19 protein-coding genes and 1 pseudogene are annotated in these 22,391 nt (G+C 61.8%); 17 read left to right on the forward strand and 3 right to left on the reverse strand.

Annotation, left to right across the window (positions count from 1 at the left end; genetic code table 11):
• The 5 genes from KO516_RS06870 to KO516_RS06890 form a co-directional block, all read left to right on the forward strand.
• A partial coding sequence (locus KO516_RS06870) for a pyridoxamine 5'-phosphate oxidase family protein (protein ID WP_216003050.1) occupies window positions 1–730 on the forward strand: 730 nt, incomplete at its 5' end.
• A gap of 265 nt (window positions 731–995) precedes the next feature.
• A complete protein-coding gene (locus KO516_RS06875; protein ID WP_216003051.1) occupies window positions 996–2,018 on the forward strand; it encodes a TAXI family TRAP transporter solute-binding subunit in 1,023 nt (340 codons plus the stop codon).
• An 87-nt stretch (window positions 2,019–2,105) separates the two neighbouring features.
• On the forward strand, window positions 2,106–3,950 hold the full coding sequence (locus tag KO516_RS06880; protein ID WP_256444163.1) for a TRAP transporter fused permease subunit: 1,845 nt from the start codon (window positions 2,106–2,108) through the stop codon (window positions 3,948–3,950).
• 37 nt (window positions 3,951–3,987) lie between these two features.
• Window positions 3,988–5,013 (forward strand): carbon-nitrogen hydrolase family protein, encoded by a 1,026-nt coding sequence (locus KO516_RS06885; protein ID WP_216003053.1) that lies wholly within the window; start codon window positions 3,988–3,990, stop codon window positions 5,011–5,013.
• 5 nt (window positions 5,014–5,018) lie between these two features.
• On the forward strand, window positions 5,019–5,759 hold the full coding sequence (locus tag KO516_RS06890; protein WP_216003054.1) for a sulfite exporter TauE/SafE family protein: 741 nt from the start codon (window positions 5,019–5,021) through the stop codon (window positions 5,757–5,759).
• Between the two features lie 240 nt (window positions 5,760–5,999).
• Here KO516_RS06890 and KO516_RS06895 read toward each other — a convergent pair whose 3' ends face one another.
• Entirely contained in the window at window positions 6,000–6,317 is a 318-nt protein-coding gene (locus tag KO516_RS06895) for a hypothetical protein (protein WP_216003055.1), read from the reverse strand.
• Between the two features lie 183 nt (window positions 6,318–6,500).
• Window positions 6,501–8,426, reverse strand: a complete 1,926-nt coding sequence (locus tag KO516_RS06900; protein ID WP_216003056.1) for a PhoX family phosphatase — start codon at window positions 8,424–8,426, stop codon at window positions 6,501–6,503.
• Between the two features lie 400 nt (window positions 8,427–8,826).
• Between KO516_RS06900 and KO516_RS06905 the strand changes: the two genes are divergently transcribed.
• Complete coding sequence (locus tag KO516_RS06905; protein WP_216003057.1) at window positions 8,827–9,444, forward strand: hypothetical protein; 618 nt, start codon at window positions 8,827–8,829, stop codon at window positions 9,442–9,444.
• A 677-nt stretch (window positions 9,445–10,121) separates the two neighbouring features.
• Here KO516_RS06905 and KO516_RS06910 read toward each other — a convergent pair.
• Window positions 10,122–11,126, reverse strand: coding sequence for a LacI family DNA-binding transcriptional regulator (locus KO516_RS06910; RefSeq protein WP_216003058.1), 1,005 nt, complete (start codon window positions 11,124–11,126; stop codon window positions 10,122–10,124).
• 148 nt (window positions 11,127–11,274) lie between these two features.
• On the opposite strand from KO516_RS06910, the gene KO516_RS06915 reads away from it, so the two are divergent.
• The 11 genes and pseudogenes from KO516_RS06915 to KO516_RS06965 all read left to right on the forward strand — a co-directional run.
• Window positions 11,275–12,354 (forward strand): sugar ABC transporter substrate-binding protein, encoded by a 1,080-nt coding sequence (locus tag KO516_RS06915; protein ID WP_216003059.1) that lies wholly within the window; start codon window positions 11,275–11,277, stop codon window positions 12,352–12,354.
• Window positions 12,355–12,434: 80 nt separating this feature from the next.
• On the forward strand, window positions 12,435–13,961 hold the full coding sequence (locus KO516_RS06920; protein WP_252737455.1) for a sugar ABC transporter ATP-binding protein: 1,527 nt from the start codon (window positions 12,435–12,437) through the stop codon (window positions 13,959–13,961).
• Window positions 13,954–14,919 (forward strand): ABC transporter permease, encoded by a 966-nt coding sequence (locus tag KO516_RS06925; protein WP_216003060.1) that lies wholly within the window; start codon window positions 13,954–13,956, stop codon window positions 14,917–14,919. The genes KO516_RS06920 and KO516_RS06925 overlap by 8 nt, the downstream gene beginning before the upstream one ends.
• Window positions 14,916–15,869, forward strand: coding sequence for an ABC transporter permease (locus tag KO516_RS06930; protein ID WP_216003061.1), 954 nt, complete (start codon window positions 14,916–14,918; stop codon window positions 15,867–15,869). Before KO516_RS06925 ends, KO516_RS06930 begins: the two co-directional genes overlap by 4 nt.
• A 2-nt stretch (window positions 15,870–15,871) precedes the next feature.
• The gene (locus tag KO516_RS06935; RefSeq protein WP_216003062.1) at window positions 15,872–16,813 is read left to right on the forward strand and encodes an SMP-30/gluconolactonase/LRE family protein; all 942 of its coding nucleotides are present in this window, start codon (window positions 15,872–15,874) and stop codon (window positions 16,811–16,813) included.
• Window positions 16,814–16,828: 15 nt separating this feature from the next.
• Window positions 16,829–17,725: an L-threonate dehydrogenase gene (gene ltnD, locus KO516_RS06940; RefSeq protein ID WP_216003063.1), complete on the forward strand. Its 897-nt coding sequence runs from the start codon at window positions 16,829–16,831 to the stop codon at window positions 17,723–17,725.
• A gap of 28 nt (window positions 17,726–17,753) precedes the next feature.
• The gene (gene otnK / locus KO516_RS06945) at window positions 17,754–19,016 is read left to right on the forward strand and encodes a 3-oxo-tetronate kinase (RefSeq protein WP_216003064.1); all 1,263 of its coding nucleotides are present in this window, start codon (window positions 17,754–17,756) and stop codon (window positions 19,014–19,016) included.
• Window positions 19,013–19,663 (forward strand): aldolase, encoded by a 651-nt coding sequence (locus tag KO516_RS06950; protein WP_216003065.1) that lies wholly within the window; start codon window positions 19,013–19,015, stop codon window positions 19,661–19,663. The genes otnK and KO516_RS06950 overlap by 4 nt, the downstream gene beginning before the upstream one ends.
• A complete protein-coding gene (locus KO516_RS06955; RefSeq protein WP_216003066.1) occupies window positions 19,660–20,415 on the forward strand; it encodes a hydroxypyruvate isomerase family protein in 756 nt (251 codons plus the stop codon). Before KO516_RS06950 ends, KO516_RS06955 begins: the two co-directional genes overlap by 4 nt.
• A 209-nt stretch (window positions 20,416–20,624) precedes the next feature.
• Window positions 20,625–20,984: a hypothetical protein gene (locus tag KO516_RS06960; protein ID WP_216003067.1), complete on the forward strand. Its 360-nt coding sequence runs from the start codon at window positions 20,625–20,627 to the stop codon at window positions 20,982–20,984.
• Window positions 20,985–21,748: 764 nt separating this feature from the next.
• A pseudogene (locus KO516_RS06965) lies at window positions 21,749–22,364 on the forward strand (transposase); the annotation flags it as partial.
• Between the last annotated feature and the right edge of the window lie 27 nt (window positions 22,365–22,391).

The following is a 22,391-nucleotide window of genomic DNA, read 5'->3' on the forward strand; positions in this document are numbered from 1 at the left end:
CGATTTGTGCAACAAAGCCGCCATGACATCCCAACCGTTGGTGTCCGAGCCGCCCGAGCTTTGCCTGAGTGCCGGTGACAAGATCAGCGTGCTCGGGATTGAGCTGGAAACACGTCGACGTAACCGGATGAACGGAACCATCGGCGAAGCAAACGGCGATCTTTTGTCGATCACGGTTGACCAGAGCTTTGGCAATTGCCCCCGTTACATCCATTTGCGCGGCGGGCTGCACCATGTCGATGTTCAGAGCGAGCGGCGCGATAGCACGAACCTGTCCGCGGATGATTTGTCCCAGATCGGGGCGGCCGATATGTTTTTTATTGCCTCCCGCGCGACGGTGATCGGGGGCGATCCCCAGTCCGGCGTCGATGTCAATCATCGCGGGGGCCCGCCCGGGTTTGTCAAAGCTCTGGACGATGGCACGCTGATCTTTCCAGATTACGACGGCAATAAATTCTTCAACACCCTCGGAAATATCCTGTTGGACCCGCGGGTGGCGCTTTTGCTGCCGGATTTTGCCACCGGCGACATGCTGACCATCGCAGGGCATGCAGAGGTGGTGATGGACACAGGGGAACAAAAGCCCCTGTTTGGGGCCGAGCGGGGGGTGAGGCTAAAGCCGAGTTGCATCTATCGCGCAAAGCAGGCCCTGCCGCTGCGATACGCCAGAGTCGCCCTGTCCCGCGATACCCTGCTGCGCGCGGGAAACGCAGCCAGTCAATTGCGGTAACGGATCTGTTCGGATCAGGCTTCGTGCCGTCAGGGCATGGGGCGGTTCGAAACAGACCGCCTGCGGCAAGCATCCCCGGTTTGAAATCTCGATCTGCAGCGGGCCGATCAGCGTCGGTCTGCCGCACGCGTGCGAAACCTACGAGGTTTTAAGCACTTATGATGTATAGGTCAAACCTATATGCTCTAAAGTTATTATGTCCTTTTTCTCTATAGTCGCCACTCTTATTGTCGTCCCGTGCCTCACTCACCAAAGGATGACTTATATGCGCAAATTGCCTCTTCGTTCAGCCACCGCTTTGACCATTCTCTTTGCCGGGTTGAGCAGCGCAGCATTCGCTGAACCGACAGAAGTGGACGTTCTTCTGGCGCCAATTGGGGCCGGTCCCTATTTGGCGGTCGCGACCATGCAGAACTATGCCTCGGATTATACCGATAAGATTTCGCCCAAGGCGGTCGAAACTCCGGGCTTTACCTACAATGTTCGGTACCTCGCGTCTCAGCCTGATATGTGGGAAAATACCCTGATCGGATCGGGCATGGTGGTGGAATGGGCGGCCTCCGAAGGAATTGCGCCGTTTTTCTCTGCCCCGATTGAAGCTGTTCGCGATTTTCGCATCATTGGTGCGCTGAGCAATACGACGAACGCCTTTGTCGCTCTGGATGATGATATCCAAAGTGTCGATGATTTCGATGGAAAGCGCGTCGCCCTCGGACTGCTGACCATGAATGAATGGGGCATGCATCAAAAAATGATGCTGGATTATTGGGGAACCACCGAGGAGCTGAAATCTCTCGATGCCCTTGGTCCGAGCCAGGGCATTGATGCACTGCTGGACGGGCGTGCGGATATTGGCACACTCGCGGCGCATTCCAATTTCGATTTCAGCTACACGCTGGAAGCGGGCCCTTTCAAAACACTCGAAAGCTCTGGGCGCGACTACCACTATGTCAGCATCGATCCGGAAATGATCCAGAGCTATATCGACGACACCGGTGCACCGTTCAAAATCCAAAACGTGAAAGCCGGTACTTTTTCGGGGCAAACCGAAGACCTCACCAGCTTTGGCAATATCGCGCTGATCTCGGCGCATAAGGATTTTCCCGAAGAACTCGCTTATGAGTTTACCAAGCTGTGGATCGAGTCCGGTCCGCAAATCGGTGAATACAGCGCGATCGCAAAAATTTGGGAACCCGAAACGATTTCAGAAGTTGCACGCACCAATCCTGAGCTGATCCATCCGGGTGCAATGCGGGCCTATCGCGAATTCGGTCTGGTTACAGACTGATTTAATTCGAGTATCGTCACGGGAAGAGTTGTCATGACAATATCTGAAGATACGATCCTGCAACGCACGTCATTTTTCGCCGGGGCGATGCTTCTTTGCTATGCTGCCCTGACCGTTTGGAGCAATTCATTCGGTGCGATGCAACACTACACACTGTTCACAACCGCGATTCTGGCTTATAGCGCGTTGCGTTTGATTTCCCGTTCCCCTGAAAGGGGCACGGACCTGGGTGTCTGGACTGACCGGGTTGTCGGAATAGCCGTGATGCTTGGAGGAGTTTCGGCGGGGGGCTACTTTTTCGTCAACGCCGAGACTTTGGAACTCACGCAACCCTTCGTTTCGCAAACCGCCCTGAATATGGGGCTGGTGATGATCGTTGCTGTGCTCTTGGCCGCATGGCGGGTCTGGGGCGCAGCGATTGCTCTGATCTGTCTGATCATGGCGGCTTATATGTTGTTTGGTCGCATGTTGCCCGATGTGATGCAGGCGCGGATGCAACCGTTCAACGTCTCTGTCAGCTTTCTGTCCGGGATCGGTGGGCCGCGCGGCATCCTCGCCTATGCGCCATTGTCTGCGGATATGATCTTTCTGCTGCTGATCTATGGCGGCGTGCTGCATGCAGTCGGGGTGATCGAGATTTTTGGCGAAATTGGCGCGCTGATCGGCAACCGCTTGCGCGGTGGCATGGCCTATAGCGCCGTGCTGGCCAGCACCTTTATCGGCATGGTCACCGGTCAGGCTGTTTCCAATATTGCCCTATCCGGCGTCATGACCATTCCAGCCATGAAAAAAAGCCGGTTCTCCGGCGAAGAGGCCGCTGCGGTCGAGATCATGTCGTCGACCGGTAGCCAGTTGCTGCCGCCGATCATGGGGCTGGGCGCGTTCATGATGGCTGTGATCCTTGGGGTGTCTTACCTTGACATCGTGATGGCGGGGTTGATCCCCGGTCTGCTGTATATGTTCGCTATTGTGGTAAGCCTCTATGCGATGATCGGGGGGCACAAAGGTCTGCAAGACCTTCGTCAAGAGGTCGACCTGACTCGCATTCTTTGGGTTTTTCCAGCGTTTGTCGGCTCCTTTGCCGTGGTGATTGCCTTGCTTGTGCTGAGGTTCTCACCCTCCATGGCCGGGTTTTGGGGATCGGCCATCGCAGCGGGTCTGGCCTTTGTGCGCCCCGCCGCGCTGCGCCCGGCGCTGAACAACATTCGGGATGGGCTGCGTGCAGGGTTTGATACGGCGGCGCAATTGACCATCATTCTGGCGGCGATCGGTCTGGTCGTGCAGACGCTGACAAGCACCGGGCTTGGGGTCAGCGCAGGCGCTCTGATCTCGGATCTCGGCGCGGGCAACATCGTTGTCACCCTTCTGATCGGCATGGTCGTATGTATGCTTGTGGGCATGGGCTTGCCCACACCTGCCGCTTATGCACTGATCGCGATCATCGTCGTGCCCAGCTTGATCGACGCTGGCATCTCGGCTCTGACCGCCAATATGTTCGGCTTTTACTTCGCGATTTTCTCGGCGCTCACCCCGCCGGTGGCTGTCGGGGTGCTGGTCGGTGCGCGCATCGCCGAGGCCGGGTTTCTATCCACCGCCATGGCGGCGGCGCGGCTTGGCGCGATGGCTCTGTTGCTGCCGTTCCTCTTTGTCGCCTTCCCAAGCTTGCTTGCGCCGACCGCGTTGACCCTGCAAGGCTGGGTGGCAATTCTGTGCTTCCTCGGGGCGACGATCCTTGGCGCTGGCGCGCTGTATGGAGCGCTCTCCCATCCTCTTGAAACGATGACGCGCCGGGTCTTTGCAATAGCTGGCCCCGGAGCGCTTGTGGCTTATGCGGCCACGGGCTGGACCCTGATCGGGGTGTTGCCCGCCGTGGTTCTGATCGCATGGGTTGTGCGCGGCATACGCCGCCGCCCCCCGGTATCGGTCGCCTGAAACTTCTGTAATCAAATCAAAATAAGGGAAATCCCCAATGACCATCCGACTCGCCGCGGCGCATATCGCCTCGACCTTCTTTGACGTCGAAGCCGGTGTGCAAAAGACCATCAAATACATCAATCTGGCGGCAAAAGATGGCGCTGAACTAGTCGCTTTTCCCGAAAGCTTTCTGCCCGGCTTCCCGATCTGGCACGCCTTCCTGCGCCCCATTGACGCCCATGCGAAATTTGCGCGCTTTGCCGCCGCGTCGCTGCGCGTCGATGGTCCGGAAATGGCCCGCATCCAAGACTCCGCTCGCAATGCCGGCATCGCCGTCTGGCTGGGCTTCTCGGAACGCGCCAGCTATTCCGAGGGCTGCTTGTGGAACAGCTCCGTTCTGATCGATGCGACGGGTGAAATCCGCACCCACCATCGGAAATTGGTGCCGACCTTCTACGAAAAACTGGTTTGGAGCCGAGGGGATGGCAATGGCTTGCGGGTCGCCGAGTTGCCCTTTGGCCGGGTTGGCGGGCTGATCTGCGGGGAAAACGGCAACCCGTTGGCGCGCTATTCGCTGATGGCGCAGGGCGAACAAATCCATTGCGCGTGCTACCCTTCGGTCTGGCCGTTCCGCGACCCAAGCAGCGGCGCACCCTATGACTTGTCTGAGGCGATCCGCATTCGTGCCGCCGCCCATAGCTTCGAAGCCAAAACCTTTACCGTGGTCTCCTCTGCGGCGCTGGATGAGGCTGGGATCGCGGCAATCTGCGACGGCGATGCCGATGCCGAGGCATTGATCCGCAAATGTGCGGGCGCATCCTCGATGATCGTCACGCCTGACGGATCGACCCCGGGCGGCACTCTGACCACCTCCGAAGGTCTTGTGATGGCCGATGTGGATGTCGGGTTGCTGACCGAGTTGAAACAGCACCACGACATGGCTGGGTATTATAACCGCCACGATGTGTTCCATGTCGAGCTGAACCAAGACCGGCAGGCGCCGCTGCATATCGCGGGTCGGCAAAAAACCACCAACACCGAAGAGACCTCATCTGTGCTGCAAGCCGAAGCGGCCGAGTGAATCCGATGTTGCTGTCCGCTCCTGATATGGTCGTCGCTGCACTGGCGGTTCTGGTCGCGGCGGCGGCGCGGCGGTTGACCGGGTTTGGCTTTGCTTTGCTCGGTGCGCCGCTGCTGTCGTTCGTGCTGTCGCCCCAGCAATTGGTGATCGTCATCTTGTTGTTGCAGGTCGCGCTTGGGGTGCCCGCCGTGATCGAATTCCGCAGTCGTATCGATTGGTCTGTACTGGGGCAACTGGCGCTTGGCGGGGTGGTCACCGCCCCGCTGGGGGCATGGTTGCTGACGCGCACTGATCCCGATGTGGTGCTGTTTGTGCTGGGCCTTGTTGTAATCGCGGCGGCCGGGGTGCTGGGGTTCGCCCCCGGCGTGCTGAAATTTCAGCCCAGCCGTCCGGCCAATGTCGCCTGCGGCATGGTTGCCGGTGCCCTGAGCAGCAGTGTCGGGATGCCCGGTCCGCCTGTGGCCATCTACTTTCTGGGGCAATCCGAACTGAACGCCGCAACCCGGCGCGCCATGCTGATCATCACATTTTCTGTGCTGGCCTGTGTGTCTCTCGCCGTGGCGCTCCCCAAAGGTCAGGTCAGCGGTGATCTGTTCTGGCTGTCCGCGCTGCTTCTGGCGCCGACGCTATTGGGCGGTCAACTGGGGGAGCAACTGCACAAGAGGCTAAATGTCCAGCTGGGCCAGCGGATTGCTTTGGCCTTGGTCATCCTGTCCGGACTGGTGTGCCTATTGCGGGCGTTTTAATCTTCAAGGCGGCGGTCAGCTTGTCGGTAAACATAAAGCAAGGCTCTTATCAATTGAGCCTTGCAGGTTTCACAAAGCTCTTTCAGCTTGCCGAAGCCGAAGGCCAGTTTTCCGTCAAGTTGTCCGACCAGCCCGCCGAAAAAGATGACGATCAGACTGCTGCCTGAGCCGAGCCCCTCCGCGGTGACAAGGGCGGTGAGGTTACGGCGCAGGTTCAGGGCGTCCGATATGGACGCTCGTTCATGATACTGGTTTTCGCAGATAACAATCAGGCTGCAAGGGTTCCCGCCCCAAGCTTTTCGTGACGCGGTCGAACAAGTCGTGATCGCCCATAACGGCCGAGGCCAGCATGGCCCCCTCTAAAAGAAACAGAACTCGCCCGTCCTCGCGCAGCGAGCGGCGGAACACCTCGCGCCATGCAAGTGTCACAGACGTTCCGGCCTGCAATTCCTTCTCGACCTTTTGGAGGAAGCGCACGCGGTAACGCTGCGCCACGGCTGTCACCAATTCCTGCTGGTCGGGAAGTGGTAACGAACCCTGGCGCTCTTTATCGCGCATCGGCGACGTGCTGTTTTGTCAGCGCGCCGGCGCAGCACCGTGGTGCCGCCCGCCGGTCGTGACGTCCTACTGCAAGCGACCGACGCCCAGCTGGGGTGCCTGTTCGCCCCACCGGGAAACTTTACAAGGGTTGGACAGACGGCGAAGACCCAGGCGCAGTCAAGCGCCTGGATCTTGCTCACATCAACCGAGCAGAGCGTTATCCTGACGCTTCACCGCCACGATGGCAGAGCGAGGAAGCGCGCCTTCTCCATCGGGAAACGGTGCGCCGGGGTGCTGGATGCCGACAAACATGGTGCGCCGATCCGCAGACCATGTCAGGCCTGTCACTTCGCACCCTTTCGGACCGGTAAGGAAGCGCCGGATTTCGCCGGTCGCGGGATCACCAGCCAACATCTGGTTATTGCCCATGCCAAGGAAGTCGCCTTCGTTGTCATCGTCACCATCCGTCTGGATCCAGATCAAACCAGTGCTATCGATTACCATCCCGTCAGGCGAGTTGAACAGGTTGCCCTCATTGATGTTGGCCGTACCGGCATACAGCCCTTCGGAATGAACCGTTGGGTTGCCTGCCATCACGTACAGATCCCACTCAAAAGTAGACGCTGCGTGGTCGCTGTTCGTCGGGCGCCAGCGCACGATTTGGCCGTAATTGTTGACCGCGCGCGGGTTGGGCGCATTCACAACCATAGGCTCACCAGCCGCATTCGTGCGTACAGAGCCGTCGTCATTGGTGGCGCCACGGCGCGAATTGTTGGTCAGGCAACAATAGGCTTCGATGGCTATCGGGTTGACGGCGATCCACTCGGGGCGGTCCATGGTCGTCGCGCTGACTTGCGTGGCTGCCATCCGCGTGAAGACGGCGATTTCTGCCTCGGACATTCCGGTGTCTTCGGGTGTCAGGGCGATCCAGCTGCCGGTCATATCGTCGTTGAACTTGGCAACGAAAAGCTGGCCTTCGGTCAACAACGTTGAGGTGTCTCCGCCCGGCGTGTAGACGTCGCGGCTGACCCATTTGTACATGTATTCGCCGCGTTCATCATCGCCCATGTAAACCACGACGCGACCATCGGGTGCGACGACCGAGGCGGCATTCTCATGTTTGAAGCGGCCAAGTGCCGTGCGCTTGATCGGTGTGGATGTCGGGTCGGTGGGGTCGATTTCGACGATATAACCTGCGCGGTGCGGCTCGTTCGGCTCTTTGGAAAGATCAAAACGCGCATCGAACCCGTGGTAGTTATAGCGCCCGGGATCGACGTCGGTGCTTATCCCGTAGCGCGCAAACCCTGCGGCCGTCGCTTCATCAAGGGACAACTCCGCAGTCGTGCCGAAATAGCCGTTGAAGTTCTCTTCGCAGGTCAGATACGTGCCCCAAGGGGTGCGCCCGGACCCACAGTTGTTGAATGTGCCCAGAGACATCGTGCCCGTCGGGTCAGCATTGGTCTTCAGCAGGTCATGGCCCGCGGCAGGCCCATCAATCAACATTTCGGTACGGTGGTGAATGCGGCGGTTGTAGGGGCTGTCGACAACGACTTCCCAGCCAGAGTCGCCCTCGGCGATTTCCATCACGGTCACGCCCTGAAAGTTTTGCAGGCGCACAACGTCGTCTGCAGAAATGGGCTGGCCTTCCTGTTCGGCGGGCAGATTGATCCCGCCGTTAACGTATTCGGAATTCACGACCAGCAACTCGGTGTCACCGACCAGGAACAGCTCCATCCCGTCGGTGTTCTCTCCGAACACGCGATCAGAGCCTTCGGTCGGAATGCCTGTCTCAGGATCAAACGCAGGCGCATCGGAGAACAAGGGATCACCCCAGCGCACGAGCACATCCCAATCATAGCCAGTTGGCACATGCACGGTGCCGTCGGTCTGCGGGGCAAGCTGCTCAAAGGCAAAGCGCGACGCCTGTTGCGCTTGGGCAGATGTGCTGGACAGCAGGCCCGTGCCCATCACGGCAGCGCCGGACCCGAACGCCAGAACGCCGCCCAAGAAACCGCGGCGTGAAACCGCGCGCTCTACGACTTCGTCAAATCCCTGCCTCGTCGGACGCGGAAATTTCAGTTCGTCTTCATCGTCAAAAGACAATTCATCGTAGTTGATTTGAGACATATTTCACCATCAGCTTGGACCTGCAGCAGGTCTTGACAGGTGCAAAAGATAGCGAGAGGTCACGGCAGTTTTATAACAGCTTTCCAAATTTGGGATGACAGGGACGCGTAACGCAGGCTGAAGAAATCGGTGTTTCCTACGCACTGCAGCATTGGGAGTTCTGGACTCACAGCCCCCCCGGCGGCGCGGCATGCATCCCGGGTGCCCCCGCCCATCTGATCGACATGATCGGCCCAGCTGTAGGTGTCGACTGCTGTTCGCAATCGAGAAATGGCACGATTTCGGACATCGCTCATATCTATTCGGCCTGTTGATCGGCTCGCGGGCCGTGGCCTTGATGGGGCGCACGCGCCCTGGTCTCGCTAGCTGCAAGGGCGATGATGACCATCTGGGCCGTCAGATGCTGGGGGCGTATCTTCTCCGTTCCATACTGTTTTCTCTGTCGCGAACGGTCGCCGAACACATCGGAGGGCCAAGCCCGGGTGGCGTCTCTCGCGCTGCGGCGTGGCGCTCTAGTCTGCTTCAAAGCCAGCGGCGCGGGCAGGAGTGGCGGTTACGGGCGTCGCTCGACGCGCTGCGGATCGTCGCGCGTCAATTGCCGCCAGCCGTGGTGCCCGGGCCAAGACGGATCGATGCAGAACTTATCGCCCGCGTCATGGCATTGCGCCCCGAGGCAGGACGTAGCCATCCGGCCGGAAAGTTGCGCGCGATCAGAGCTTTGACATCGAAGCGAGCGCAGTTTGTCGAAATGCGACAGCGGCTACTTGCCCAGATCAAGGCACACGAAAAACGCGCGAGCGCTGGACTGTTCACCGACATGGATTTGAAGGCTCTGCTCGAACCCAAGATCTCGGAGCTGGAAGAACGCATCGAGCAAGCCGTCGCGGCCGACGGAACACTGGTCGAAACCGCCGGTACCCTGCGCTCCATTCCCGGGGTGGGCCCCGTTGTCAGCGCTATGCTGATCGCCGAAATGCCCAAGCTCGGGGCGAAATCCGCAGAACAGCCGCAGCCCTAACGGGGCACGCTCTCAGAGTGCACGACAGCAGTGCGTTGCGGGGCAAACGAGCCATCGCAGAAGGACAGCGCGCCCTGCGGCATGTCCTGTTACCGGCCGCCCTCGTCGCTGCAAATCCCACCCAGAAAGCCTGGGCGCAGCTACTGCGCGACGCCGGAAATCCGCACAAGGTCATCATCACCGCGGCCGCACGAAAACTCGTCAATATCGCTACGTCCTATGCAGAGCGCGCAAACTAGGGGGCCTTCAAGATGCCTGACGGATAAAATTGCCAGGCGGCCTGTTCCTTTTGGGCAGCCGGCTTGGTGCAGCCCTGTCCCTGCTCCAGATCGTCAAGCGCTATCTCTGACGGGGTAGCGACGCATCTCTTCGATTCGCGCCGTTCCTGAGGCTGTCAGCGCGACGGTTCGCTCGAGGCTGACCATTTTTCCTGCCCAGCCCAAGCCCACCGGGGGAACGGCCCTCTAAGGGGGCATGATCCCCGCAACTCATCCCGGCATGGTCGGGGGCAATTTGGTCGTCCACGCGCTCCGGATGCTGGCGCTTGGGGATAAGATGGATGTGTTTCCGGGGCAGGGCGCGTTGATCGGCCTTGATCCCGAAACAACCGCCCGATCACCCCTGCGGGCTTGCGAGGGAATGACACCGGCTCGACGGAGACTCCCCATGACATCCTGTCAGCAGGTTTCACCCTCGATCAGCCGAAAGCCAAGGTCGATGCGGGCCGGTGCGGCGGGCTCTGTCTCGTGGTCATCTTGCATAACGTAAAGCGCCGCGCGCCGTCCCATTTCGAGGCGCGGAGTTTCCACCGTCGTCAGCCGGATCGGCAGGGCCTCCAGAAAGGCCAGCCCGTTGAACCCCGCAAGGGCCAACTCCTGCGGGATCGAAATTCCCGAGGCGAGGCAATGCATGATGCCCCCGGCGGCAAGGTCATCGTTGGAATAATAGATCGCCTCGGGCCGGTCGGCAGCATCAAGCAGCGCCTGCGTGCCCCTGCGCCCGGCAATCATCGAGGACGATCCGTCGAAGACATGTTCCGTCACCATCTGTCCGCCAGCCTCGCGCACGGTCTGGCGAAACCCTGCCAAGCGCTTGTCGGCGCGCAGGTCGCGGCCGCTCTGGCTACCAATATAGCCGAACCGACGATAGCCCTTGGACAGCATGTGCCGCGCGGTCACGCGCCCCGCTTCGGTCTGCGACAGGCCAAAGGCGGCCGAGATCGGCTCGCCGTCTAGGTCCATCACCTCTGCCACGCGTACACCAGAAGCCCGAATGGCAGCGCGGGTCGCCTCGGTATGTTCCAGCCCGGAAAGAATGATGCCACGGGGCCGCCATGACAGCAGGTCGCGCACCAGTTCCTCTTCGCGCTGAAGCGAATATTCGGTGACGCCAAAGACCGGTTGCAGGCGTTGCGCGGCGAGGGTTTCGTTGACGCCGTTCAGCACTTCGGAAAACACCCGGTTGCCAAGGGTCGCCAGCGCGACGGCGATCAGCGGCGTGGTTTCGTCGCGCAGGGCGGTTGCAAGCCGGTTGGGCACGTAGCCCAGTTTGCGCGCCGCCGTTTCCACGCGCTTTTGCACGTCCGGCGAGGCCTGCCCGGTGCCCCGCAGCACGCGCGATACGGTCATCTGACTGACACCGGCCTCGGCCGCGATGTCGCCCATCGTGGGTCGTGAGTCCATTCTTCCTCCTGACCGGAACCGCTGGCAAAGCTGCTGCCGCCACCTCTCCAGAGGTAATCCATCAAGAAACGTCTTGACAAGTGTTTACGTAAACAGAAATAAGCATCCCAGATGTTTACGTAAACATAGCATCTCTGGGAGGAGAACCATGAAACAGTTTCTACTAAGCTCGGCTGTCGTCCTGTGCAGTGCCGGCATGTCGCTGGCCGATACCTATCGGCCCGAATGCTTTGCGCCCGCGCCGGGCACCGGCACCATCAGCTATGAGGCCAAGGATGGCCCTTACAAGATCGCCTTTGTGAACGGCTTCGCCGGGAACGACTGGCGCATCGCCGCCATTCAGGCCGCTAAGGCCTGGGCCGCGCGCCCCGAGAACGCCGAGAAAATCGCGGAATTCAACGTGGTTTCGGTGGGCAATGACAGCGCCGCGCAGATCGCCGCCATCGATAACTTTATCGCCGCTGGATACGATGCGATCACCTTCATCGCGGTGAACCCCAGCGCCTTCGAGCCGGTGATCCGCCGCGCCGAACGGGCAGGGACCGTGCTGGTGCCCTTCGACAATGTGCTCGATTCCGACAAGATCGTGCAGATCAACGAAAGCCAGCTGGAGCTTGGCCGCATCAAGGCCCAGACGGTGATGGACCTGCTGGATGGCAAGGCGGAAAAGATCCTTATGGTCAATGGCCTGCCGGGCAACGCCACCGACCGTGACCGCCGCGCTGGAATGATGAGCGTACTTGAAAAGGTCGAGGGGCTGGAAATCGTCGAGGTCGTCGGCAATTGGGACACTGGCACCAGCCAGAAGGTCGTCTCGGACGCGCTGGCCACCCATGGTCAATTCGATGCGGTGGTCTCGCAGCACGGATCGCTTGGCACCATCAACGCGCTTCAGGCCGCAGGGCACCCGATCGTGCCCATGGGTGTGGACGGTGAAAACGGCGTGCGCATGGCAATGGCCGATCTGGGCATTCCGGGCGTGTCCGCCGCGCAGGCCCCGGCGATGTCGGCGATCGCGCTGGAAGCCGCGGTTGCGCTGCTCGAGGGCAACGAGCTGCCGCAGACCGTGTTCCTGCCGATCCCGCGCGCAACCTCGGATGAACTGGTCGCAGGTGAAACCTATTTCCCCGACCTTCCCAAATCGTTCAACACCGGCACCGGTTTCCCCGATTGCTTTGCCCCCTTCACGCCGCAAGAGCTGCTGGGGCAGTCGCCGGACAACGGCTGATCCTTGCCGGGCAGCTCTTCGCCGGGCTGCCCGTCGCCCGCCCACAAATCAGCTATCCACAAGATGCCAGGGAGCCTCCCTTGACGCCGAACGATCCCCCCATCGTGCGCCTGAAAGGCGTGACGAAACGCTACGGCGCGACCTGTGCGCTGAACGATGTCGATTTCGCCTGTCATCCGGGCGAGATACACGCTGTCCTTGGTGAAAACGGCGCCGGGAAATCGACGCTGATGAAGATCATCTCGGGCGTCATCCCCCCGACCGAGGGCGCGATTTATCTGGATGGCACCGAAACCACGCTTGCCTCGCCGCGCGATGCGGTGGCGCGCGGGCTGGTCTGCATGTTTCAGGAACTGTCGCTGGTGCCGGACCTGTCGGTGCGTGAAAACCTGTTGCTGGGCGCACCGGGTAGCGGCCTTGGCCGGCTTCCCAAAACCGCGATCGCCCGCGCACAGCAGGTTCTGGCGCAGATCGACGGCAGGCATATCTCCATGCGGGCGCGGGTTGCGGACCTGAGCCTTGCCGAGCGCCAGCAGGTCGAGATCGCCAAGGCGCTGGCCCGCAATCCCCGCCTTCTGATCCTTGACGAGGCGACCTCGGCGCTGAATGCCTCGGTGGTGGACAAGGTGTTCGATCTGATCCGCGCGGAAAGCGCGCGGGGGGTCGGCGTTCTGTTCATCTCGCACCGCTTTCACGAGATCGAGGCGCTGGCCGACAAGATTTCGGTGTTTCGCAATGGCAGCCATGTCGACACTTTCGCCAACGGGGCCCATGATTACAGCGCCATCATCGGCAAGATGGTCGGCCAGAGGATCGACGATCTGTTCCCGCCCAAATCCCCCGCCGATCCGGACGCTGAAACGGTCCTGCAGCTAGAGGGTTTCGGCTGGGGCGAGGCGTTGCAGGATGTGAACATCACCCTGCGCAAAGGCTCCATCGTCGGGCTTGGTGGGCTCGATGGGCAGGGGCAGGCACATGTGCTGCACGGCCTGTTCGGCGTGCTCAAGAACACCAGCGGGCGCATTGTGCTGGAAGGGCGCGACCTTGCGCTGTCCTCGCCCAAACAGGCCAAACAACCGGACATCGGCATCGCGCTGCTGCCCGAGGATCGCAAGACCGAGGCGCTGGTGCTGCAACAAAGCATCCGGGCCAACATGCAACTGGCGGCGCTTGGCACAGACGGCGTGCGCGCCAGCGATCCGGCGCTGTACCAGCCCTATCTGGATGCGCTCGAACTGAAATACGCGACGCTGGATCAACCGGTGGGGCAGCTTTCGGGCGGCAACCAGCAAAAGGTCGCGCTGACCAAATGGCTGGCGCTCAAACCGCGCTGTTTGCTGCTGGCCGACCCCACCCGCGGCATCGACGTCAAGACCAAGACGCAGATCTACGGGCTGCTGCGCCAGCTTGCCGATGCGGGGACCGCGATCCTGTTGCTTTCGACTGATTACGAGGAATTCATCCACTTGTGTGACGAAACGCATATCTTTTACGACGGCCGGGTGGTGCGCCACCTGCAAGGGGATGAGGTCACGGCCAATAACATCCTGTCCGCGGCCCTGAACATGCCCGCGACAGAGATGGGCGCAGAGGTGGCCCATGCGTGATTTCCTGCGATCCAACCGCCGCGAGGTTATTGCGCTGGCCGTTCTGGTCGCGCTGCTGGCGGTCTATCTTGGCACCCATCCGCGCGGCATGAGCACCTATGTCATGACGATCTGGGCCAACCAGTGCCTGATCCTTGCGCTTGCGGCGATTGCGCAATTCTTTGCGGTGATCGTGCGCGGCATCGACCTGTCGGTCGGGGCGGTGATGGCGCTGACCAACACGCTGGCCTCGCATGTTCTGGGCGGCACCGGGATCGAGCTGATCGGAGGCGCGGGCCTCGTGCTTCTGGTCGGGGTGCTGTGCGGGCTGATCAACGGCGCGCTTGTGGTGTTTGGCCGCATCCAGCCCATCGTCGTGACGCTTGCCACCGCGTCGATCTTTGTCGGCCTCGCGCTGATCCTGCGGCCCACGCCGGGCGGGCAGATCAACTATGACCTGGCCGATGCCATGACGCTGGATGTACTGGGCATCCCCACTGCGCTGATCATCGCAGCGATGGTGATCGGGCTGTTCTGGGTGCCGCTGCGGCGCACCGGGCTGGGGCTTGGGCTATATGCCATCGGCTCTTCGGAGCAGGCGGCGTTTCAATCGGGGCTTCAGGTGCGCATCGTGCGCATGGCAAGCTTTGGGCTTGGTGGGCTGTTTGCCGGGCTTGCGGGGCTGTACTTCAGCTTTGTCACCACCACGGGTGATGCCGGGATCGCGACCAACTTCACCCTCAATTCGATTGCGGCGGTGGTGCTGGGCGGCGTTGCGCTGCGCGGCGGTGTCGGGTCGGTCATCGGGGCGTTTGCCGGGGCCTTCATCCTCAAGACCATCAGCGCGCTGATGTTCTTTTCCGGCCTGCCGCCGCTGGCGCAACCGCTTGTCGAGGGGCTTGTTCTGGCGGGCGCCATCGCCATCGGGGGCGCCGAAATTCTCAGGGTCCGCAACCGGCTGGAGGTCTTTGCACGATGAGCACGCAAATTCGCAAACCGTTCGATCTGGTCGTTGCCGTGCCCTTTGCCGCGACGCTGGTGCTGATCCTTGTCGGCAGCGTTTTCTACCCGCAGATGCTGGGGCTTGATTACCTGAGTCAGCAGCTTCAGATCGCGGCCTTTCTGGGCGTGATCGCCATGGGGGCAACGATTGTCATCCTGCTGGGGCATATCGATCTGTCGGTACCTTGGGTGCTGGGCGGCGCTGCGCTGATTTCCACCACGCTGGCCGGGACGGGCGATCCGACGCTGACCATGCTGGCGATCCCGGCGGCGCTTGGGTTCGGGGCGCTGATCGGATGCCTGAACGCCGTGGGCGTCGTCATCCTGCGCATTCCGTCGATGGTGTGGACCCTTGCGATGAATTCGATCCTGCTGGGCAGCTCGGTGCTTTATACCGGGGGGTTCAACCCCAAGGGCGAGGCGAGCGGCCTGATGTCATTCGTTGCCACGGGCCGGGTTCTGGGCGTGCCGATGGCCTTCGTGTTGTGGATGGGGGTGGCGCTGGTTCTGGCGCTGGTGCTGCACCGCACCGGGTTCGGGCGCTATTTGTCGGCCATCGGCTACAATGAAAAGGCGACCTATCTCTCGGGCGTATCGACGCCATCGGTGCTGTTCGCGGCCTTTGCCATTGCCGGGGTGTGTTCGGCGCTGGGGGGTGTGCTGCTGGCGGGCTACGCCAATCAGGCCTATCAATCCATGGGCGATCCTTACCTTTTGCCGACCATCGCGGCGGTTGTCATCGGCGGCACCTCGATCCTTGGCGGCAGCGGCGGGCTGGTCGGCACCATCGGTGGGGTGTTCTTTATCACGCTGCTCAATTCGGTGCTGTCGGTCATGCAGATCTCGGAGGCGTGGCGCAACATCACCTTCGGCCTGATCATTCTGGTCATGCTGCTGATCCAGACCCTGCGCCGCAAGGAGGGCTGAGAATGTCCGCCGATGCCTTTATCGAGATCATCGATCCCGCCTTCGCGGCGATGATCGACACGCAGACCGGGCCAGAGCTCATTGCTTCGGGCTTTACCTGGACCGAAGGCCCGGTCTGGATGAATGGAACGCTGTATTTCAACGACATTCCCGCCAAGAAGATGTGGAAATGGCGCGAGGGGGCGGGGGCGACGGTCGCGCTGGCCAACAGTGAATTTGCCAATGGCAACACCCTCGATCTTTTGGGGCGAATGATCAGCTGCGAACATGGCGGGCGGCGGGTGATCCGCCGCCATGACCCCGAAGACCCCGAAACCGTCGAGATCATCGCTGAAAGATACGACGGCAAGCGGCTCAATTCGCCCAATGACGTGGTGGTGCGCTCGGACGGCAGCGTCTGGTTCACCGATCCGCCCTACGGCATCAATTCCGATATCGAGGGCTATCCGGCCCCCGCCGAACAAGATGGCTGCTACGTGTTCTGCGCGCTGCCCGATGGCACGCTGACCGCCGTCGCCACGGATTTCGACAAGCCCAACGGGCTGGCGTTTTCGCCGGACGAGACGCAGCTTTACATCGCGGATTCCGGCGCAATCCGGGGCGCAAGCTTTCCGGGTATCGATTACGATCTGCCGCATCACATCCGCGTCTTTGACGTGACTGGCACCACCCTTGGCAACGGGCGGGTCTTTGCCACGATCACCCCCGGCGTGCCCGATGGCCTTCGGGTCGATCACGAAGGCAACGTCTGGTCCAGCGCGCTGGACGGGGTGCATTGCCTTGCCCCCGATGGCCGCTGCCTTGGGAAAATCTGCCTTCCGGCCCAGACGTCGAACCTGTGTTTCGGCGGCCCGGAGGGAACCGACATGTTCATCACCGCCTCGGATCGGGTTTGGCGCGTGCGCACCATGCGCCGCGACGCCGCCGAGCGGACCACGCGATAAAAGGAAAGACAGCACATGGTGCAGACTTACAAAACCGCCGTCATCGGCCTTGGGTCCATGGGGTACGGCATGGCGCAATCCTGTTTGCGCGCGGGGCATCCGACATGGGGGATCGACATCAACGCGGACGCGGCCAGCCGATTTCGCGCCGAGGGCGGCCAGCCGGGCGATCTGCCCGATGATCTGAACGCGGTTGCGGTGGTGGTGCTGAACGCGGCGCAGACCGAGGCGGTGCTGTTCGGCGCGTCCGGCATCGCGGCGCGGCTTGCCCCCGGCGCGGTCGTTGTGTCCTGCGCCACCGTCGCCCCCGCATTTGCCCGCGAGATGGAAGCGCGCTGCGCCGATCTGGGGTTGCTGTATCTTGACGCCCCGATCTCGGGCGGGTCGGCAAAGGCGGCGCTTGGGGCGCTGTCGGTCATGGCCGCTGGCAGCCCCGATGCCTTTGCCGCCGCGCGCCCGCTGCTCGATGCCTGCGCCGAGACGGTGTTCGAACTGGGGGACAAAGCCGGGCCGGGATCGGCGATGAAATCGGTGAACCAGCTGCTGGCCGGGGTGCATATCGCCGCAATGGCCGAGGCGATGACCTTTGGCATGACCCAAGGCATCACGCCCGAGAAATTCCTGAGCGTGATCCGCAATTGCGCTGGCACCAGCTGGATGCTGGAAAACCGCGCGCCGCATATCGTCGATGGCGATTACAGCCCAAAAAGCCAGATCAACATCTGGCCCAAGGATCTGGGCATCGTGTTGGATGTCGCCAAATCCGCCGGGTTCTCGGCTCCGATCACTGCGGCGGCGCTACAGCAATACATGGTCGCTGTCGGCATGGGGCTGGGCCCCGAAGACGACGCCGCCATCGCCAAGGTTTATGCCCGCAATGTCGGCCTGACCCTGCCCAAAGCCAAGGAATGACGCGCCAGCGCGCGGAAAGGACAGTTTGATGAGCACCTATCTTGGCTGCATCGCGGATGATTTCACCGGGGCGACCGACCTCGCCGGGCTGCTGGCCCGCTCCGGTGTTCAGGTGTCGCTTCGCATCGGAATACCCAAAGAGCCGCCGCGCGACACCGCACCGTTTGAGGTCATCGCCCTGAAATGCCGCACCGCGCCGGTCGATGAGGCCGTTGCCGACTGCCGCGCGGCGCTGGCATGGTTGCGCCAGACCGGGGCAGAGCGGTTTTTCTGGAAATACTGCTCGACCTTCGATTCCACGCCGCAGGGCAACATCGGCCCCGTCGCCGAGGCGCTGATGGCCGATCTGGACACGCGACAGACGATCTATTGCCCGGCCTTTCCCGAAAACGGGCGCGCGATCTTCATGGGGAACCTGTTCGTGGGGCGCGAGCCGCTGGCCGAGAGCTCGATGAAGGATCATCCGCTGACACCGATGCGCGATTCCAACCTGATGCGGCTGCTGGCGCCGCAGGTGAGCCTGCCGGTGGGGCTGGCGGATCGCCTGACTGTCGCCCAAGGCGCCGACGCGCTGCGCGCTGCGCTGGACAGGCTGGAGGCCGAGGGCATCGCCCATGTGGTGGTGGATGCGGTGGCGAATAGCGATTTGCAGGTGATCGCCGAGGCCTGCCGCGACATGCCGCTGATGACCGGGGGCAGCGCCGTCGCCATGCCCTTGCCCGCGCTTTACCGCGCCTCGGGCGGGCTTGCGCCGGATGCGCCGGGTGTCAGCATCCCGTCTTTGCCCAAGGCCGCCGTGCTGCTGTCGGGCAGCTGTTCGGCGATGACCAATGCGCAGGTTGCGCAATATCTGGCCAGCGGCGCGCCCGCATTGCAGCTTGATCCGCTGGATCTGGCGCAGAATGGCCATGGCGCGGCGCTGGACTGGATCGCCGCGCAGGATCTGGACCGCGCACCGCTGGTCTATGCCACCGCTGATCCGGCAAGCGTGCGCGCTGCGCAGGAAAAACTGGGCCGGGATCGCGCCGGAACCATCGTCGAAGAGGCGCTGGCCGCCTGCGCTGTGGTTGCACGCGACCGGGGCGCCCGCCGCTTTGTCGTGGCCGGGGGCGAGACTTCGGGCGCAGTGACGCAGGCGCTTGGGGTGGACCGGCTCGACATCGGGCCGGAAATCGCGCCCGGCGTGCCCTGGACCTATTGCGACAGCAACGGCAGCAGGATCGCGCTGGCGCTGAAATCCGGAAACTTTGGCGCGGCGGGGTTCTTTACCGACGCATTGGGGGTGTCATGACCAACGAGAGCGCCCTGCGCGAACAGATCTGCTTGCTGGCCCGCTCGCTGTTCGATCGCGGCTTGACCCATGGCAGCACCGGCAACATCTCGGCCCGCACCGAAGATGGTGGCCTGCTGGTGTCTCCGACCGGCACCAGTTTTGGGCGGCTGGACCCGGCGCGGCTGAGCCGCTTTGACGCCGAGGGGCGCCTGATCGACGGCGACAAACCGACCAAGGAAATGCCCCTGCACAGCGCCTTTTACGACACGCGCTCCAGCGCGGGCGCGGTGGTGCATCTGCATTCGTGCCACGCGGTTGCGTTGTCGATGATGCCAGAGGTGGACCCGGATGATTTCCTGCCGCCGCTGACGCCCTATGGGCTGATGAAGCTGGGCCGGGTGAAGCTTCTGCCGTTCTTCCTGCCCGGTGATCCAGCGATGGGCGCGGCGGTGCGCGGGCTTGCGGGCAAACGCTCGGCGGTGATGCTGGCAAACCACGGGCCGGTGGTTGCGGGCAAGGATATCGAGGCCGCCTGCAATGCCATCGAAGAACTCGAAGACACCGCAAGGCTTGCGATGATGACGCGGGGGATGCCGCGCCGCGCGCTCAGCGCCGAGCAGGTGCAGGCCATCGTGACCAAATTCGACGTGGAGTGGGACGCATGAAATTTTCCGCAAACCTTGGGTTTCTCTGGGCCGACAGGCCGCTGCCCGACGCGATCCGCGCCGCAAAGGCCGCCGGGTTCGATGCGGTCGAATGCCACTGGCCCTATGACGTGCCCGCAAGCGCCGTAAGGGCGGCGCTCGACGAAACCGGGTTGCCGATGCTGGGGCTCAACACAGTGCGCGGCAATCCGGGCGAAAACGGGCTCTGCGCCTTGCCCGATCGCAAACCCGAGGCCCGCGCCGCGATTGATCAGGCCATCGACTATGCGGTGCAGATCGGGGCGGGCGCGATCCATGTCATGTGCGGCTTTGCCGAAGGCCCGCAGGCCGAGGCCACCTTTCTGGAAAACCTGCGCTATGCGCGAAAGGCCTGCCCCGACAGCATCACCTTGCTGATCGAGCCGCTGAACCGCCATGATGCACCGGGGTATTTCCTGCACTCCTCGCAGCAGGCGAGCGCGCTGCTGGAAAAGCTGCGGCTGCCCGGTGTCAAGCTGATGTTCGATTGCTACCACATCGGCCGCACCGAGGGCGATCTGGTCACCCGCATCCGCGACCTCGCGCCGATCATCGGACACATCCAGTTCGCCGCAGTCCCCGATCGCGGCGAGCCAGATCGCGGCGAGATCAACTATGCCTTCGTGATCGATGCCATCGAAAAGCTGGGTTGGACGCTTCCGCTTGGCGCGGAATACAAACCCCGGGAAACGACCGATACAGGGCTTGGCTGGCTGTCCGATATGCGCCTCTGACAGGAACGGTGGCGCGGGCTATGCGCCACCGACATGGGTGCGCCGCCTGTGCGAAGCGTGCAAGCACAACGCCGGGGCAGCTTGGCGATGCTGCCCCGCCCGGATCGGCGCAAACGCCCGTTCAGCAGCATCACAACACCACGGTCCGTCGCCGGAACCCGCATCACAAACATCACGGTTCGCGCAGTTGAACCGGCATTCTCTCGACAATGCTGTTGCACTTCGCTCGGCGGGCATTAGGAAGCCCCGACCGAAAAGATGAATACGAACAGCTCGGGGAAATTCATTTGCTGGACAGGGCGCTGATCATCGACAGGCTCCGCAAAGAGATCGATGCGGGTAAAAAGGCGAGCATTCTGCTGGACGCCATGTTCGACCGCGCCCGCAGGCATTCAGAGTTTGCCGCCGATCTGCAACGGTGGATCGACAAGGGAGACATTCTGTCCCTGCGCCGTGCTGCCGCGCCATTCGGAGACTTCAGCGGCAATCGGGTCTTTGCGGGCAAGGTCTATCAGCTCGATGCCGCCATGGCACAGGCCCGCAGCGATACAGGCGACGCAGATCAATAAGAGGCGCCGCGCGTCTCGGCCAAATGCGAAGGCGCTCCGCTGAAGCCCTCCTCCCCGAAAGGGATGTTTGCCTCGGCCCAGGGGTTTGTGCCTATGGTTTGATGGTGCGATCCGTTCGCTGGAATTGAAGGACGCCCTATCGGACAAGATCGTCACGAAAGCGCAAGACAGCGCGGGAATTTCTCGATCTTGAGCCCAAGGCGGCCCCCTAGCGGTCATGGCGGGGTTCCTCAACGGTGTGGTTCATGCAAAACCACTGTGGAGACCCGAGACCCGGTTATGACCACCCGCTGCGCGGTTTGGAGGCTGCGCGCGTCGCCATAACCTCTCGCCAGCGCTTCTTCCCGAGGTGCTATGGCATCGAGTTTGCTGAGCGGCCCCACAATCGGAACACGGCATCTTCCCGGTGGATGCGCTTTGACCGGTCACGACCGTCAAGGTGTCGTAAATTGCGAGATGGCCTGAGGTGATGATCAGGCGGGGTTCGTGGTTGTGCTGAGAGGCGGGCCGATCTCCTCCTTATCGATCTGGGCGAAGGCCTCGAGCATCCGGTAGCGGCTCGAGGCGTGCCTGGACCTGTCGCGTTTTGATGCCGCGCCAAGTTCTCATTTACGCAGCTCGAGCCTCGAAGGCCAAAGGGCTTTTCCAGCCTAGGGCCCGCAATCAATTCGCTATCTTGTATGACGAACGCTTCAATGCGTGACAGTATCTGAAACCCGCATGGGCCGGACCAGATACACAGACTTCATGACACTCCCGTGTATGCCGAGGATGAAGCGATTGATCCGCCAAAGGTCAAACCCACGACGCGTAATATTAACCGAGGCACATTACTCAAACACTTACCCCGCATCGAGGAAGTGATCGAACCGCAAAGCACGAGCTGTGATTGCGGCTGCGAACGCCATGTGATCGGCGAAGAACCAGCGAGCGGCTCGATATCATCCCGGCGCAGTTCCGGGTGATCGTGACCCGCCGCCCAAACTATGCCTGCGGGTCCCGTGGGGCAGTACTTTTCAGGCCCCGGCCAAACTCCGCCTGATTGAAGGCGGCATGCCGACCGAGGCAAGGGTGGCCAGTGTCATCGTCAGCAAGTTTGCGGATCATCTACCGCTCTATCGTCAGATACAAATCTATGCACGGCAGGGGGTCGATCCTGATCGCTCCACGCTGGCGGCATGGGTGGGGAAAGCGGCCGACGAACTGCCCTGTCTACGATTGCCTGCTGGCGAACTTCAAACAATCCGCCAAGCTCTTCATGCCCTCTCGGCAGATTGCTATGCAATCGCCTGCCGGGTAACAGACGAGACCACCGCCCCGGTGCTTGATCCCGGTAGAGGCAAGGTCCAGAAGGGGTATTTCTGGGCTCTGGCCCGGGATGTTTGAGTAGGGTCAGGATTCATAACC

Origin of the sequence: Citreicella sp. C3M06, from assembly GCF_018860705.1 — a bacterium.
GTDB lineage: Bacteria > Pseudomonadota > Alphaproteobacteria > Rhodobacterales > Rhodobacteraceae > Salipiger.

Coding starts and splice junctions, on each gene's coding strand:
- KO516_RS06875 (WP_216003051.1), top strand. CDS start 996: ATGCGCAAATTGCCTCTTCGTTCAGCCACCGCTTTGACCATTCTCTTT.
- KO516_RS06880 (WP_256444163.1), top strand. CDS start 2,106: ATGCTTCTTTGCTATGCTGCCCTGACCGTTTGGAGCAATTCATTCGGT.
- KO516_RS06885 (WP_216003053.1), top strand. CDS start 3,988: ATGACCATCCGACTCGCCGCGGCGCATATCGCCTCGACCTTCTTTGAC.
- KO516_RS06890 (WP_216003054.1), top strand. CDS start 5,019: ATGTTGCTGTCCGCTCCTGATATGGTCGTCGCTGCACTGGCGGTTCTG.
- KO516_RS06895 (WP_216003055.1), bottom strand. CDS start 6,317: ATGCGCGATAAAGAGCGCCAGGGTTCGTTACCACTTCCCGACCAGCAG.
- KO516_RS06900 (WP_216003056.1), bottom strand. CDS start 8,426: ATGTCTCAAATCAACTACGATGAATTGTCTTTTGACGATGAAGACGAA.
- KO516_RS06905 (WP_216003057.1), top strand. CDS start 8,827: ATGCTGGGGGCGTATCTTCTCCGTTCCATACTGTTTTCTCTGTCGCGA.
- KO516_RS06910 (WP_216003058.1), bottom strand. CDS start 11,126: ATGGACTCACGACCCACGATGGGCGACATCGCGGCCGAGGCCGGTGTC.
- KO516_RS06915 (WP_216003059.1), top strand. CDS start 11,275: ATGAAACAGTTTCTACTAAGCTCGGCTGTCGTCCTGTGCAGTGCCGGC.
- KO516_RS06925 (WP_216003060.1), top strand. CDS start 13,954: ATGCGTGATTTCCTGCGATCCAACCGCCGCGAGGTTATTGCGCTGGCC.
- KO516_RS06930 (WP_216003061.1), top strand. CDS start 14,916: ATGAGCACGCAAATTCGCAAACCGTTCGATCTGGTCGTTGCCGTGCCC.
- KO516_RS06935 (WP_216003062.1), top strand. CDS start 15,872: ATGTCCGCCGATGCCTTTATCGAGATCATCGATCCCGCCTTCGCGGCG.
- ltnD (WP_216003063.1), top strand. CDS start 16,829: ATGGTGCAGACTTACAAAACCGCCGTCATCGGCCTTGGGTCCATGGGG.
- otnK (WP_216003064.1), top strand. CDS start 17,754: ATGAGCACCTATCTTGGCTGCATCGCGGATGATTTCACCGGGGCGACC.
- KO516_RS06950 (WP_216003065.1), top strand. CDS start 19,013: ATGACCAACGAGAGCGCCCTGCGCGAACAGATCTGCTTGCTGGCCCGC.
- KO516_RS06955 (WP_216003066.1), top strand. CDS start 19,660: ATGAAATTTTCCGCAAACCTTGGGTTTCTCTGGGCCGACAGGCCGCTG.
- KO516_RS06960 (WP_216003067.1), top strand. CDS start 20,625: ATGCTGTTGCACTTCGCTCGGCGGGCATTAGGAAGCCCCGACCGAAAA.